Origin of the sequence: Methylobacterium sp. CB376, from assembly GCF_029714205.1 — a bacterium.
GTDB lineage: Bacteria > Pseudomonadota > Alphaproteobacteria > Rhizobiales > Beijerinckiaceae > Methylobacterium.
Genome location: NZ_CP121648.1, coordinates 3,520,535 through 3,534,690, shown reverse-complemented (window position 1 = coordinate 3,534,690; position 14,156 = coordinate 3,520,535). Strand labels below are relative to the sequence as shown.

Here is a 14,156-nt window from a genome sequence, read left to right as displayed (position 1 = left end):
AGCGTCGCGCGGCGCAGGGGCGAGGTCTCGCGGCCCGCCCCGCCCGCGCGGCGATGGACGCGGCGGCGGCGGGGGAGACCGCGTGCCCGCCTCCGCCCATCCCCGCGGCGGGCGCTGCCGCGAGCGCATGGTGACCCCGCGAAGAGCCGCGACCGCGCTGCAGGAGATCGCAGTTTGCTCGAACTTCTCATCGTCTCGACTCTGAACGGCGTGCTCTACGGCATGCTGCTGTTCCTGATGGCGAGCGGGTTGACGCTCATCTTCAGCATGATGGGCGTGCTCAACTTCGCGCATGCGAGCTTCTACATGCTCGGCGCGTTCTTCGGCTATCAGATCAGCCGCTTCACCGGCTTCTGGGTCGGGCTCGTGGTGGCACCCCTGGCGGTCGGCGGCATCGGGGCGCTGATCGAGCGCTTCGGCCTGCGCAACGTGCACCGGCACGGCCACGTCCCCGAACTCCTCTTCACCTTCGGCCTCGCCTACGTCATCGAGGAGGCGGTGCAGATGGTCTGGGGCAAGCTGCCGGTCGATTACCGGGTCCCGGCGCTCCTGGATTTTCCCGCCTTCACCATCTTCGACACCAACTACCCGGCCTACAAGCTGTTCATGCTGGTCGTCTCGGTGACGATCTTCGCCGGGCTGCTCCTCGTCCTGACCCGCACCCGGATCGGGCTGATCATCCAGGCGGCGCTGACCCATCCGAGCATGGTGGCGATGCTCGGCCACGACGTCGCCAAGGTCTTCATGCTGGTCTTCGGCATCGGCACCGGGCTCGCGGCGGTGGCGGGGGTCATCGCGGGGCCGGCCCTGGTCACCCAGGCGAACATGGCGGGCCTGCTCGGCCCGATCCTGTTCGTGGTCGTGGTGGTGGGCGGGCTCGGCTCGCTCACCGGCGCCTTCGTGGCCTCCCTGCTGATCGGCCTCGTCCAGACCTTCGCGGTCTCCCTCGACGTCTCGCCGGCGAGCGTGGCCGCCGCGCTCGGGATCGCGGCGGCGCCGGGGGCCGGGGTGCTCGGCGACCTCTGGACGGTCACGATCGCGCAGGTCGGGCCGGTGATCCCCTACCTCCTGCTCGTGATCGTGCTGATCGTGCGACCGACCGGGCTGCTCGGGAACCGCGAAGCATGACCGATCTCGCTCACGGCGCCGCCCCCGACTGGGCCGCGGGCCGGCCGGCCGCCGCGGCGGCGCCGCCGCGCCGCGGCCTGCTCGGCCGGGTCGCCCCCTGGCTCGCCGCCGCCGCGATCCTCGCGGCCGCCCCGCAGGTCTTCTCCGGCGGCACCGCCCTCACGATGCTGAGCCTGATGGGCATCGCGATCGTGTTCGCCCTGTCCTACAACATGCTGCTCGGCCAGACCGGGCTGCTCTCCTTCGGGCACGCGGTCTATTACGGGCTCGGCGCGTTCTTCACGGTCCACGCCATGAACGCCGTCGCGGCCGGGCGCCTGCCCATCCCCCTCGCGGTCATGCCGCTCGTCGGCGCGGCGACCGGGCTCGGATTCGGCCTCGTCTTCGGGGCGGTCTCGACGCGGCGCGCCGGCACCGTCTTCGCGATGATCTCGCTCGGCCTCGCCGAACTCGTCGCCTCGGGCTCGCACATCCTGCACAGCTTCTTCGGCGGCGAGGAGGGCGTCACCACCAACCGCACCAAGATGCTGCGCCTGTTCGACCTCAGCTTCGGGCCGCAGATCCAGGTCTACTACCTGATCGCCGGCTGGTGCCTGATCTGCGCCCTGCTGATGTACGGGATCACCCGGACGCCGCTCGGGCGGCTGTGCAACGCCGTGCGGGAGAACCCGGAGCGGGTCGAGTTCATCGGCTACGAGCCCCGCACCGTGCGCCTGATCGCCTTCTGCCTCTCGGCCGGCTTCGCGGGCGTGGCGGGGGCGCTCGCGGCCATCAACTTCGAGATCGTCAACGTCTCGTATCTCAGCCTCAACCAGTCGGGGGTGGTGCTGCTCGCCGCCTTCATCGGCGGCATCGGCCACTTCGTCGGGCCGGTGATCGGCGCCGTGGTGGTGACGATCCTGCAGGTGTCGCTCTCCGACCTGACCGAGGTCTGGCAGCTGTATTTCGGGCTCCTGTTCATCGCGATCGTGATGTTCGCCCCGGGCGGCCTCGCCGGGCTCGCCCTGATGCACGGTCCCCTGCTGCGCGCCGGCACCGCCCACCGGCTCCTGCCGGCCTACGCCCTCGCCCTGCCGCCCGCGCTCGCGCTGGTCCTCGGCCTGATCGGCCTGATCGAGATGAGCTTCCACGCCCTCGTGAAGGCCGGCGAGGGCAGCGCCCTGCGCCTGTTCGGCCTCGCCCTCGACGTCGCCTCGCCACTGCCCTGGCTCCTCGCCGCGGCCGCCCTCGCGGCGGGCATCCTCGGCCTGCGCGCCGCGTCCCCCCGCGTGGCGGCCGCGTGGCACGAGGCCGCGCCGGCCGGTCCGGAGGCCGCCTCCCGATGAGCGCGCCCGCCCTCGAACTCGCCGGCGTCACCAAGTCCTTCGGGCCGACGCAGATCATCGCGGGCATCGACCTCGCCGTCCCGGCGGGCGAGCGCCACGCCATCATCGGACCGAACGGGGCCGGCAAGTCGACCCTGTTCAACCTGATCAGCGGCCGCCTCGCCCCGACGAGCGGCACCATCCGGCTGGAGGGCGCCGACATCACCGGGGCGCGGCCCGCCGCCATCAACCGGCGCGGCCTCGCGCGCAGCTTCCAGGTCACCAACATCTTCCCCAAGCTCACCGTCTGGGAGAACGTGCGCTGCGCGGTGCTGCGCGCCATGGGCCACCGGCCGGTCTTCTGGCGCAGCGCCGAGCGCCTGCCGGGCGTCGCCGACCGCACGGCGGCGATCCTCGACAGCATCCGCCTCGGCCACCGCGCCGCGATGCCGGCCGGCATGCTCGCCTACGCGGAGCAGCGGGCCCTAGAGATCGGCATCAGCATCGCGAGCGACGCCCGGGTGATCCTGCTCGACGAGCCCATGGCCGGCATGAGCCACAGCGAGAGCGAGCACGCCACCGCGCTGATCCGCGAGGTCACGGCCGGGCGCACCCTGCTGATGGTCGAGCACGACATGGCGGTGGTGTTCGGCCTCGCCGACCGCATCTCGGTGCTCGTCTACGGCCGCCTCATCGCCACCGACACGCCGGCCCGCATCCGGGGCAATCGCGCCGTGCAGGAAGCCTATCTGGGGGTCGCCGCATGAGCGCCGCCGCCTCGCCGCCCGGCCCGGCCCTGCTCGAGGTCGAGGACCTGCACGCCTATTACGGCAAGAGCCACATCCTGCAGGGCGTGAGCTTCACGGTCGGGGCGGGGGAGATCGTCTCGATCCTCGGCCGCAACGGGGTCGGCCGCTCGACGACCCTGAAGGCCATCATGGGGGATGTCGCCCCGCGCGGCACGATCCGCTTCAAGGGCCGGCCGATCGCCGGGCTGAAACCCCACCTCGTCGCGCGCCGCGGCCTCGGCTACGTGCCGGAGGAGCGGGCGATCTTCCCCAAGCTCACGGTGCGCCAGAACCTCGCCCTCGGCGAGAAGGCGGGCTCGGGCGCGCGCTGGACCGAGGCCGACATCTTCCGGCTCTTCCCGCGGCTCGAGGAGCGCATCGACACGCCGGGGGGCGTGCTGTCGGGGGGCGAGCAGCAGATGCTCACCATCTGCCGCACCCTGATGGGCAATCCCGAGCTGATCATGATCGACGAGCCGACGGAGGGGCTCTCGCCCCAGATGGTGGCGCGCGTCGGCGAGCTCGTCGCCGAGATCGCGGCCCGGGGCGTCTCCGTTCTCCTGGTCGAGCAGAAGCTGACGATCGCCCTGAAGCTGTCGCGGCGGCTCTACGTGATGGGCCACGGCCGCGTCGTCTTCGAGGGCACGCCCGCCGCGCTGATGGCCGACGAGGCCGTGCGGCGGGAATGGCTGGAGGTGTGAGGCGGGGGCTCCCCCTCCCTACGAGCCGGGCCCGCGCCGCGATCCGCACCTCGGCTCAGAACAGGCTGAACCGGTAGTCGGCGCCGATCCGCATCAGGTGCGCGTCGAGGCCGACCCGCGCCCGCACCGGCGTTCCTCCGGCCCGGAACGCCACCCTCCGGTCGAGCTCCGCGAAGAGATACTCGGCCTTGAGCGACCAGTCCGGCGTGATCTTGTAGGCGACGCCGCCGCCCACCGTGTAGCCGTCGAGCGGGATCGAGCGGCGGACCGGGCCCGCGAAGGCCCCGACGAACGGCCGGCCGGCGCCGAGACCGAACCGCTGCGTCGCCGCGACGCCCTCGGCGTTGAATTCCGTGAAGGCCCAGCCGCCCGTGGCGTAGACCAGGACCGGGCCCCAGGCGTAACCGATCCGCCCGCGGATCGTGGCGTGGTACGTGTCCGTCTGCAGGCGGCCATTCGCGGTGCCCAGACCCGCCGCGGCGATGATGCCGGTGTGCCGGACGCCGCTGTAGCCGATATCGCCCTCGAGGCCGGCGACGAATCCGTTCTCGGGCGCGAACTGGTAATTGTACCCGACCGTCCCCCCCGCCACGAACCCGCCCGCCGAGGGGCGCGACGCCGCGCCGGGCAGGGGAGCGAGGCTCCGCAGCAGGAAATTCCCGTCCACGAGGCCCGCGACGTTCGCGCCGAAATACGCGCCCGTCCAGGTGAAGGTCGGCACGGGCGCGACGACCGGCGGCGCCGCGCGGCGAGGTAGATCGGCGGCCTGCGCGCCCGTGGCGGCGAGCACGGCCAGCAATCCGGAAGCAGCAACCCTGTTCACGGCAGGCTCTCCGACGAGACTGACGTAAGGTTAGATCACCCGAAGCGAGTCGTCTGTGGCAAGGCCGCCACAGTGCGCGGCGAAGATCGGCGCGACAGTGAGGCAAATATCACGTGATACGACATCCGGCTGATTGCTTCGCCATCTCCCATTTCGGCAATGCGGATGTCGGCTTCGCTCAAGCGCCGCGCGGGCTTGGCAGACGCTGTCCGGAAGATCACTTCCGGAAAGCGTATGAAATGAGCAGAAGATCTCTTGCCGTCGGGTCGCTGTCCCGGTGCTCCGAGGGCGCAATCGTGCGGGCCGCGCGGACGATCGGCAAAAGTTAAGCGAAAGTAAAACGCTGGAGGCCGTCGGACCGAGATGGCTGCGCCGGCCGAGATGCGGCGGTCCCGGTCTGCCGCGAAGGGCGGCGCCGGCGCGGGACGTCGCGAGCGGCGGGCGATCCCGGGCCGGCCGCCCGCGCCGCGGCGGGCGGCCGGCGGCGCGCCTCAGCGCACGCCGAGCAGCTCGACGTCGAAGATCAGGGTCGCGTTCGGCGGGATGACGCCGCCGGCGCCGCGCGCGCCGTAGCCGAGATCCGGCGGGATCAGGAGGGTGCGCTTGCCGCCGACCTTCATGGTCGAGAGGCCCTCGTCCCAGCCCTTGATGACCTGGCCGGTGCCGACCGCGAATTCCAGCGGCTGGCCGCGATCGACCGAGCTGTCGAACTTCTTCCCCTTGCGGCCCTTGTCATCGAGCCAGCCCGTGTAGTGCACGCTGACCCTCTGGCCGGCCTGGGGCTGCGGCCCGGTGCCGACCACGTCGTCCTTGTACTTCAGGCCCGAGGCGGTGGTGACGAAATCGGCGGAGGAGGCGGCGCTGCTCATGGCGATCAACAGGGCTCCGGCACGGAGGAGGGAGGAGGGGCGCATCGCGGACAAGGGTCCTCGTGTCACGAACGGAGGGCCGGGTTAGCACGCCCGCCCGCCGCTGCCGAGAGGCCGGGGTCACGCCCGCGGCAGGCTGTCCGGATCGACGGGCGCGCCCTCGGCCCAGCGCAGGACGAGCGCCCGCACGTCCTCCGGGGCGGCGAGCCGGCGCTGCGCGATCGTCTCGCCGCCGCCGACGCGCACGCTGATGCCGCCATCCGCGTTCACGGTCGCGAAGGCCTTCTCGTCCGTGAGGTCGTCGCCGAGGAAGACGGCGCGGCGCCCCGCATAGGGCGGCCGCTCCTGGAACTGCCGGATGGCGTGGCCCTTGGTGGCGCTGGCGGGCAGGATCTCGCCCACCGCCTTGCCGAGCTGCAGCCGGTAGGCGCTGCCGAGATCGGCCGCCAGCCGCTCCACCGCCGCCTGCGCCCGGTCCGCGTCGCCCGGCGTGGCGAGGCGCCAATGCACCGCCACCGAGCACCCCTTGTCCTCGATCAGCACCCGATCGAGTGCGGCGGCCTGCCGCTTCAGCGCCTCGACCCCCGCGCGCAGGGAGGGGTGGGCGGCGGGCTCGCAGCCCGCGACGGCGTCGCCCCGCCGCATCTCCACCCCGTGCAGCCCGCCCACGTCGAAGCGCTCGGGCGCCAGGAACCCGTCGATGGTCGCGATCGGCCGGCCGGTCACGATGGCGAGCGCGCCGCCGAGCCGCGCCCGCAGGGCCGCGAGGGCGGGCGGCAGCGCCGGCGGCACGACGACCGCGTCGGGCCGGGGAGCGATGTCGACGAGGGTGCCGTCAAAGTCGAGGAACAGCGCGTGGGCGGTGTCGGTCACGGTTCGGCTCTCCGGAAGCGGCGGCGCAGCCTCCCGCCGCGCGGGTCGGGCCCGCGACGGGGGCGAGGCCATAAACCGCGTGGCGGCCGCCGAGGCAAATGCCCCGGGGCCGAGGCAGGGGGTTCGGGGCGGAGGCAGGGGCCTCGGCGGCCGAAGCCTCGGGCATCGTGACGCGGGGCCGGCGGCGCGGGGCCGGCGCATCCTCCCGGGCGAGAGGAGGCCCGCATGCCGCCGCAGCCGATCCCCCCGGGCCCGGGCCAGGAGAGCGTCTGGGCCTACCCGCGCCCGCCGCGCCTGGAGCCCGTGGCCGAGCGCCTCGCCGTCGTCCTCGGCGGAATCACCATCGCGCAGACCCGGGCCGGGTTCCGCGTGCTGGAAACCAGCCATCCGCCGACCTACTACTTCCCGCCCGACTCGGTCCTGCCGGGCGTGCTCGGCCCGCCCCGGCCCGCCAGCCTGTGCGAGTGGAAGGGGCGCGCCGTCCTGCACGACGTGACGGCCGGCGGCCGCACCGTCCCGGGCGCGGCCTGGGCCTACCCGGCGCCGATGCCGGGATTCCGGCCGATCGCCCACTACCTCGCCTTCTACGCCGGCCCCATGGAGGCCTGCTTCGTCGGCGACGAGCGGGTGACGCCCCAGCCCGGCGGCTTCTACGGCGGCTGGATCACCGGCGCGGTGGTCGGGCCGTTCAAGGGCGGGCCGGGCACGATCGGCTGGTGAGGGGGGCCTCCTCGGCGCGCTCCACGGCCGCGTCGCCCGCGAGCCGGTCGAGCCGGTCCAGCATCCGCCGCACGTGGCTGCCGGGCCAGTAGAGGCGCCCGCAGGACGGGCAGGCCCGGAACGGGCCGGGTCCGGCCCGCGCCGCCGCCGGCAGGGCGGCAACCTCCTCGGCCGGGGCCGCTCGCAACGGGGCGTTGTCGACCAGGCAGCGGCTGAAGCGGGCGAGGTGCCAGTCGATCGCGCGCAGCCGCGACAGCTGCCGGGCCTGCGCCTCCGGCCGCTCCTCCCGGATCAGGAGCGCGCGTGCCCGCGCCTCCCGGGCGAGGCGCCGGTCGCGGGTGAGGAGGATCCTCTCCTCCGCGGCCGCGAGCGCCAGGAGGTCGCGGTCGGGCGTGCCCGGCGCGGCGAGCCGCGCGTCGTGGCCCGCCGCGCGCAGCAGGCGCGCGAGCCGCCCCAGCATCTCGTCGCAGAGCCAGCGGGGCGGGGCGTCGACGCTCACGGCGCGGGGCGCGGCGCCTCGATCGCGGGCCAGGGCCGCGCCGCCTCGAAGGCCCGCGCCGCCGCCAGCACCCGCGCGTCCTCGCCCATCGGGCCGACGATCTGCAGCCCGACCGGGAGCCCCGCCGCGCTGAGACCGCAGGGCACGCTCGCCGCCGGCTGACCGGTGAGGTTGAACGGGTAGGAGAACGGCGTCCAGGCGAGCCAGTCGTCGCCCTCGCTCCCGTCCGCCGGCGTGAGCCGCCCGACCGGGAGCGCGGGCACGGCCACCGCGGGGGTCAGCAGCAGGTCGTAGCGGGCGTGGAACCGCGCCATCGCGGTGAAGATCGCGGCCCGCGCGTTGAGCGCGGCCAGGAAATCCGGCGCCGAGATCCGGCTGCCGCGCTCGGCCGCCGCGCGCAGGGCCGGCTCGACCGCCCCGCGCTGCGCCTCCGGGATGGTGCGCAGCACGCTCCAGGCGCCGACGAGCCAGATGCCGTTGAGCGTCTCGACCGGGTCGGCGAAGCCCGGATCCGCCTCCTCCACGGTCGCGCCGAGCTCCGCGAAGGCGGATGCCGCCCGCGCGGTCAGCGCCTCGACCTCCGGGTCGACCCGCGCCGCGTAGCCGAGCCGCGGGCTCCAGGCGATCCGCAGGCCGCGCACGCCCGCCGCGAGGCCGGCCGCGTAATCCGGCGGCTCCGAGAGCCAGGCCAGCATGTCGCGCGCGTCGGGCCGCGCGATCGCCCGCAGCATCAGCGCCGCGTCGGAGACCCGCCGCGCGAGCGGGCCGAGATGCGCCACCGGCCCGAACGGGGAGGGCGGGTAGGCCGGCACCCGCCCGTAGGAGGGTTTCAGCCCGAAGACGCCGCAGAAGGCGGCCGGGATGCGGATCGAGCCCGCCCCGTCCGTGCCCAGATGCGCGAGGCCGAGATCGAGCGCCGCCGCCGCCGCGGCCCCGGCCGAGGAGCCTCCCGTGGTGCGGGACAGGTCCCAGGGATTGCGGGTCGGGCCGGTCAGGGTCGAGTCGCCGAGGCCCTTCCAGCCGAATTCCGGCATCGTCGTCTTGCCGAGCGGGATCGCGCCCGCCTCGAGCAGGCGCTCGGTCGCGGGCGCGCTCGCGGCGAGGGGCTCCGGCGAGGTCGTGGGCGAGCCGCGCCGCATCGGATGGCCCGCCCAGGCGATGTTGTCCTTGATCGTGACCGGGATCCCGTCCAGGGGGCCGCGCGGGGTGCCGGCGCGCCAGCGGGCCTCCGACTCGGCGGCCCGCGCCAGGGCCGCCTCCGCGTCGACCAGGACGAAGGCGTTGATGGCGGGCTCGTGCGCCGCGATCCGGGCGAGGCTGTCCGCCACCACCTCCCGCGGCGAGAGCGCGCCGTCGCTGTAGCGCGCCGCCAGGGCCGCCCCGTCGAGGTGCCGGATCTCCGTCATACCCTGCTCCCTGCCCGCGGGGGCTCACCGCCCCCTGAACTCCCGGCGGAGGGACGGGGTCCCTCCGCCCCCTACGCGGCCGGATAGGTCCGGCCCTTCCAGCTCGCCACCCCCGCCGGGCCGGGGCGCAGGAGCGCGTTCCACTGCAGGGCGAGCGTCAGCAGCACGCTGACCGGGTGCAGCGGCACCGTCCACCACGCCTCGCGCGCCTTCGCGGTCACCGCGACCCGCGTGGCGAGCGAGACCGTCGCGGCGGCGAGCGCGCCCGCGTCGCCGAGGGCGAGCAGCAGCCAGGGAAGAACCTGCCCGCCGAACAGGAGCAGCGTCCAGACCGGCAGCCCCCGCTTCGTCGCCATGCCCTCGTGCGCGTTCTTCGAGAAGCCGGCCCAGGCCTGGGCGAGCCCCGCATACATGCGGCAGGTCGCGAGCGGCGCCCCGTCGACGAGGTCGGTGCGCAGGCCCGCCCGCCGGAAGACCCGCGGCAGCTGCACGCCGTCGTGCAGGCTGGTGCGGATCGCCTCGTGCCCGCCCGCCGCCCGGTAGGCCGTCGCGTCGGCCAGCACCAGCTGCCCGCAGGCCGCGCCCAGCGCCGGGTGGTTGACGAGCCGGGCGAGCGGGACCGGCAGGTAGCCGAGGAGCAGAAAGTTGATCATCGGCACGGTCAGCGCCTCGCCCAGGGTGCCGGTCACCTGCCGCGGCACGCCGCTCACCAGCCCGGCCCCGCCGCGGCGCGCCCGCGCCGCCAGCGCCGCCGCGGCGTCCGGAGCGAGGTGCACATCCGCGTCGATGAAGAGCAGGTGGTCGCCCCGCGCGGCCTCGGCGAGGCGCTGGCAGGCGTGGTTCTTCCCCGTCCAGCCGGGGGGAAGCGGCGGCACGCGCAGGAGGCGCAGCCGCGGATCCTCGGCGGCGCGCGCCGCCACGAGATCGGGCGTGCCGTCCGTCGAGTGATCGTCCGCCACCACCACCTCGAGCGCCACCTGCCGGCTCGCCAGGGCCGCGGCGAGCGTCGCCGGCAGGTTGGCGGCCTCGTTGCGCGCCGGGATCAGGATCGAGACCAATCCCTCGCCCGGCTCCGGGCGCGGGGCGCGCAGGGACGCGAGGTTGCCGATGGCGAGCACCGCCGGGATCAGCGCCAGGACGAGGGCGAGGAGGGCCAGGAGCGTCACGGTCTCAGCCCTTGCCGTGGCCGGGCTCGAAGCGCCGCCCGGCGAGGGCGGCCGCGACCCGCCGCCCGAGATCGTAGATACCCCCGACGCCGCGGCGTCCCTCGGTGAGGGCGACGAAGCGGGCCGGGTCGCGGCTCATCACGTCCGCGCTCAGCCGGTCGAGCACGCCCGTGAGCGCCCCCTCCAGCCGCTCCAGCCGCGCCGCGCGGGGCAGGGCGAGGAGGTCCCGGCCCGCGAGCGCCGGGCCGAAGGCCGCGAAGGCCTCGGCCCCCCGCTCGGACCAGAACGCGTATTCGAGGGCGAGGGGCAGGAACAGCGCGTCCGGCGCGACCTCGGGCAGGTGCGCCACACCCGGGCGCAGCCCGAGCGGGCGCTCGCGCACGTCGCTGAACCGGCCCTGCGCCGTGACCCAGAGCGCCCGCTCCGGGCGGGAGAGGATGCGGCGCGAGGCGGTGAGGAAGGCGGCGGCGCCCCGGCGCGAGGCCGGATCGACCCCGAAGGCGCCGATCCGCCCGAAGACCCCGTACTTCGCCAGCATCTGCGCGTCGAAGGGAGCGTAGCCCTCGCGGTCCGGGAAGCAGCGCTCGGCCAGCACGATGAGCACGGCGGCGTCCCACCAGGCCGGGTGGTTGCAGTAGACCACGAGCGGCCCGGGATGGCCGCGCAGGTCCGGCGCCCCCCAGCGGCTCAGGCGCAGCGCCGTGAGGTGGCGCCGCAGGTAGCGGTCGAAGTAGGCCGCCATGAAGCGCCACGCGAGGGCGGAGCGCCGACGCGTCGGGTCGTCCGGCCCGCGACCGCTCACGAGGCGGTCCGCAGGGCCTCGCCGCGGGCGTCCTGGTCCATGGCGTCGGCGGCGATCCAGCCCGACATCATCACCATCGGCATGCCCGGGCCCGGATGCGCGGCCCCGCCCGCGAGGTAGAGGCCCTGCACCTCCCGCGAGCGGTTGCCCGGCTTGAACGCGCCCATGATCCGCCCGTGCGAGGCGAGGCCGTAGATCGCCCCGTTCAGCACCTTGTAGCGGGCGTGGATGTCGGCCGGGGTGAGGTGCCGCTCGACCACGATCCGCTCCTCGATGTCGTGCAGGCCGGCCGTCCGCTTGAGCTTGTCGAGGATCACCCTCCGGTAGGCCGGCAGCATCTGCGACCAGTCGTGGTGCGGGCGCAGGTAGGGCGTGTGGACCAGTACGTAGAGCGCCTCGCCGCCCGCGGGCGCCACCGACGGGTCGGTGGCGCTCGGCGCCGCCAGGTAGGCGGTCGGGTCGGGGGCGGGCTCGCCCTTCCGGTAGATGGCGTCGAACTCCTCCTCCGGATCGCGCGAGAACACGAAGTCGTGATGGGCGAGGTGGTCGTAGCGCCTGTTGAGCCCGAGATAGAGCACCACGCCCGAGCAGGCCGGCTCGAAGCTCTTCTTCTCGTAGCTCCGGCCGACCTCGCCGCCGACGAGTTCGCGGTAGGTGCGCACCGAATCCATGTTCGAGATCACGCGGTCGAAGCGCGCCACGCCCTCGCGGGTGCGCAGGCCCCGCACGGCGCCGTTCTCGATCGCGAGCCCCTCGACCTCGCTGTCGGGCTTCAGCACGGCGCCGAGTTCGGTGGCGAGCCTCATCAGCCCCTCGGCCACCGCGCGGGTGCCGCCCATCGGGTACCACACCCCCTCGGCGGTCTGCATGTGCGCGATGGCGCAGAGCACGGCCGGCGCCCCGTAGGGCGAGGACCCGACATATTGCACGAAGTGATCGAGCATCTGGGCGAGCCGCGCGTCCCGCACCTTGCCCCGGATGGTGCTCGCGACCGAGGCATGCATGCGCAGGGACAGAACGTCGCGCAGCGTGCCGGGGTTCATGTTCGCGCGGATGTTGATCGTGTCGAACAGGTCCTCGACCGGCTTCCAGAAGAAGAACCGCTCCGAGATCCCGTGCAGGTGCTCGGAGATGCCGATGAAGCGCTTGTAGCCCTCGCCGGCCCCGGCGCCGGGCACGAAGCGGTCCATGGATTCCGCCATGCGGGCGACGTTCTCGACGAGGTCGATGCGGCTGCCGTCGTCGAAGAAGCAGCGCCATTGCGGGTCGAGGCGGCGCAGGTCCATGTAGTCGTGCACGGAGCGTCCGGCCTCGCCGAAGATCCGCTCCAGCACGCGGGGCACCGTCAGGATGGTCGGCCCCATGTCGAAGCGGAAGCCGCCCTCGTGCAGCACCGCGGCCTTGCCGCCGATCCAGGAATTCTTGTCGTAGAGCGTGACCCTGTGGCCGCGCGCCGCCGCCACGCAGGCCGCTGCCAGCCCGCCCAACCCTCCGCCGACCACGGCGACCGCCGATCCAGAGCCCATCACCGACGTCACTCCCCGGGGCACGCCTCGCGGATGCGCGCGCCTCACCCAAAGCTAGGCCGCCCCGCGGGACGGTCAACGCTACACCGGGTCGCGCGGGGGGCTCAGGGGGTGAGCCGGCCGATCACCGCCGGGGTCCCGTCCGGTCCGGCGCGCAGCACCACCACCTCGCCCTCGGCCGGCACGAGGCCGGTGAGCGCCGTGATGTTCACCTGGTGGGTGACGAGGGCAAGGATGCCGGGCCCCCGCCAGGCCGCGATCCGGGCGCGCACGGCGCGGCTCTGCGCCTCGCCGTCGCCCTGCGCGAAGACCGAATCGAGCGGCGGGAAGCCCTCGGCGCGGCCGAAGGCGAGGCGGGCGGTCTCCTGCGCCCGGCACCAGCGGCTCGCCAGCACCGCGCCGACCGCGATCCCGTGCCGGCGGAAGCCCTCGCCGATCTGCCGGGCCTGGGCGCGTCCCTCGTCCGAGAGGTTGCGCTGGGTCGCGCAATCGTCGAGCCGCAAGCCCGGCGGGTCGCCGAAGCCGGGCGCCCGGGCGTGGCGCAGGAGCGCGACGGTGCCGTCCCGCTTCAGGGCCGCCCAGGGATCCTCGCCCGCGAGGGCCGGCAGGCTCAGGACGACGAGCAGGGCGGGGAGGAGGCGCGGCATGACGAGGACGATCTCCGGTCGCGACGAGGACAGATAGGCGGGCAGGCGGAGATGTCGTCCTGCCGCGGCGCCGGCACGATCGCGCTCCCGGCGCGGGCGGGCCACCGGGTCGCGGCGCGTCCCATTCGCCCGCGCGATCGCGGTGATCACGGGATTTGGTTGGAGTGGCGGCCCCGCCGGTGCGATGGTCGCGCCGAAGGAGCCCGCCCGTGCCGACGCTCGTCATCGCCAACAAGGTCTACTCGTCCTGGTCCCTGCGGCCCTGGCTCGCGCTGCGGCACGCCGGCATCCCGTTCGACGAGGTGCTGATCCCCCTCGACCAGCCCGACACGCGCGCGCGCATCCTCGCCCATTCGCCGGCCGGGCGGGTGCCGGTGCTGATCGACGGCGAGGTCACGGTCTGGGAGTCCCTCGCCATCCTCGAATACGCGGCCGAGCGCTGGCCCGAGGCCGGGATCTGGCCGGGAGAGCGCGCGGCGCGGGCCCACGCGCGGGCGATCTCGGCCGAGATGCATTCCGGATTCCAGGCCCTGTGCGCCGCCCTGCCGATGAATCTCGGCCGCCGCTACGCCGCGCGGGACCGCGGCCCGGCCGTGGCGGCCGACTTCGCCCGCGTCACCGCGATCTGGCGCGACGCCCGCGCGCGCTTCGGTGCGGGCGGTCCCTTCCTGTTCGGGGCCTTCAGCGGGGCGGACGCGATGTTCGCCCCGGTGGTGACGCGCCTCGACACCTACGCGGTCGCGGTCGATCCGGAGGTTCGGGCCTACATGGAGGCGGTGCTGGGCCTGCCGGCCCTCGCGGCGTGGCGCGAGGCGGCCCTGCGCGAGCCCTGGATCGTTCCGGCGGACGAGCTGGACGAGGCGCCCGCCGCGACCCTGCGTCCGCAGCCCTGAGCCCGGCCCGG

15 protein-coding genes are annotated in these 14,156 nt (G+C 74.5%); 6 read left to right on the top strand and 9 right to left on the bottom strand.

Annotated features, from left to right (window positions below; genetic code table 11):
- Positions 1 to 174: 174 nt before the first annotated feature.
- Genes QA634_RS16065 through QA634_RS16050 form a run of 4 tightly spaced genes read left to right on the top strand, consistent with a single transcriptional unit; the run spans position 175 to position 3,921 of the window.
- Positions 175 to 1,128 (top strand): branched-chain amino acid ABC transporter permease, encoded by a 954-nt coding sequence (locus tag QA634_RS16065; RefSeq protein WP_012332974.1) that lies wholly within the window; start codon positions 175 to 177, stop codon positions 1,126 to 1,128.
- On the top strand, positions 1,125 to 2,453 hold the full coding sequence (locus QA634_RS16060) for a branched-chain amino acid ABC transporter permease (RefSeq protein ID WP_012332973.1): 1,329 nt from the start codon (positions 1,125 to 1,127) through the stop codon (positions 2,451 to 2,453). Before QA634_RS16065 ends, QA634_RS16060 begins: the two co-directional genes overlap by 4 nt.
- On the top strand, positions 2,450 to 3,199 hold the full coding sequence (locus QA634_RS16055; protein ID WP_012332972.1) for an ABC transporter ATP-binding protein: 750 nt from the start codon (positions 2,450 to 2,452) through the stop codon (positions 3,197 to 3,199). The genes QA634_RS16060 and QA634_RS16055 overlap by 4 nt, the downstream gene beginning before the upstream one ends.
- A gap of 29 nt (positions 3,200 to 3,228) precedes the next feature.
- A complete protein-coding gene (locus QA634_RS16050) occupies positions 3,229 to 3,921 on the top strand; it encodes an ABC transporter ATP-binding protein (RefSeq protein WP_026190584.1) in 693 nt (230 codons plus the stop codon).
- 55 nt (positions 3,922 to 3,976) lie between these two features.
- Here the strand turns inward: QA634_RS16050 and QA634_RS16045 are convergent, their stop codons facing one another.
- The 3 genes from QA634_RS16045 to otsB all read right to left on the bottom strand — a co-directional run bounded on the left by QA634_RS16045 (position 3,977) and on the right by otsB (position 6,486).
- Positions 3,977 to 4,744, bottom strand: a complete 768-nt coding sequence (locus QA634_RS16045) for an outer membrane protein (RefSeq protein WP_012332970.1) — start codon at positions 4,742 to 4,744, stop codon at positions 3,977 to 3,979.
- Between the two features lie 491 nt (positions 4,745 to 5,235).
- Entirely contained in the window at positions 5,236 to 5,658 is a 423-nt protein-coding gene (locus QA634_RS16040; protein WP_012332969.1) for an FKBP-type peptidyl-prolyl cis-trans isomerase, read from the bottom strand.
- A 75-nt stretch (positions 5,659 to 5,733) separates the two neighbouring features.
- Positions 5,734 to 6,486 (bottom strand): trehalose-phosphatase, encoded by a 753-nt coding sequence (otsB, locus tag QA634_RS16035; RefSeq protein ID WP_012332968.1) that lies wholly within the window; start codon positions 6,484 to 6,486, stop codon positions 5,734 to 5,736.
- 225 nt (positions 6,487 to 6,711) lie between these two features.
- Between otsB and QA634_RS16030 the strand changes: the two genes are divergently transcribed.
- Positions 6,712 to 7,206, top strand: a complete 495-nt coding sequence (locus tag QA634_RS16030; RefSeq protein ID WP_012332967.1) for a DUF427 domain-containing protein — start codon at positions 6,712 to 6,714, stop codon at positions 7,204 to 7,206.
- Here the strand turns inward: QA634_RS16030 and QA634_RS16025 are convergent.
- The 6 genes from QA634_RS16025 to QA634_RS16000 form a co-directional block, all read right to left on the bottom strand.
- On the bottom strand, positions 7,175 to 7,705 hold the full coding sequence (locus QA634_RS16025; RefSeq protein WP_012332966.1) for a Mut7-C RNAse domain-containing protein: 531 nt from the start codon (positions 7,703 to 7,705) through the stop codon (positions 7,175 to 7,177). The two genes, QA634_RS16030 and QA634_RS16025, sit on opposite strands and share 32 nt — an antisense overlap.
- Entirely contained in the window at positions 7,702 to 9,111 is a 1,410-nt protein-coding gene (locus tag QA634_RS16020; RefSeq protein WP_012332965.1) for an amidase, read from the bottom strand. Before QA634_RS16020 ends, QA634_RS16025 begins: the two co-directional genes overlap by 4 nt.
- 71 nt (positions 9,112 to 9,182) lie before the next feature.
- Entirely contained in the window at positions 9,183 to 10,277 is a 1,095-nt protein-coding gene (locus tag QA634_RS16015; protein WP_012332964.1) for a glycosyltransferase, read from the bottom strand.
- Positions 10,278 to 10,281: 4 nt separating this feature from the next.
- On the bottom strand, positions 10,282 to 11,019 hold the full coding sequence (locus QA634_RS16010) for a lysophospholipid acyltransferase family protein (protein ID WP_210161195.1): 738 nt from the start codon (positions 11,017 to 11,019) through the stop codon (positions 10,282 to 10,284).
- Between the two features lie 56 nt (positions 11,020 to 11,075).
- Positions 11,076 to 12,605 (bottom strand): phytoene desaturase family protein, encoded by a 1,530-nt coding sequence (locus tag QA634_RS16005; protein ID WP_012332962.1) that lies wholly within the window; start codon positions 12,603 to 12,605, stop codon positions 11,076 to 11,078.
- A 104-nt stretch (positions 12,606 to 12,709) separates the two neighbouring features.
- Positions 12,710 to 13,252 carry a histidine phosphatase family protein gene (locus QA634_RS16000; protein ID WP_012332961.1) on the bottom strand — a complete coding sequence of 181 codons (543 nt, stop codon included), beginning with the start codon at positions 13,250 to 13,252 and terminating at the stop codon, positions 12,710 to 12,712.
- A 209-nt stretch (positions 13,253 to 13,461) separates the two neighbouring features.
- Between QA634_RS16000 and QA634_RS15995 the strand changes: the two genes are divergently transcribed.
- Positions 13,462 to 14,145, top strand: coding sequence for a glutathione S-transferase family protein (locus tag QA634_RS15995; protein ID WP_012332960.1), 684 nt, complete (start codon positions 13,462 to 13,464; stop codon positions 14,143 to 14,145).
- Positions 14,146 to 14,156 lie beyond the last annotated feature (11 nt).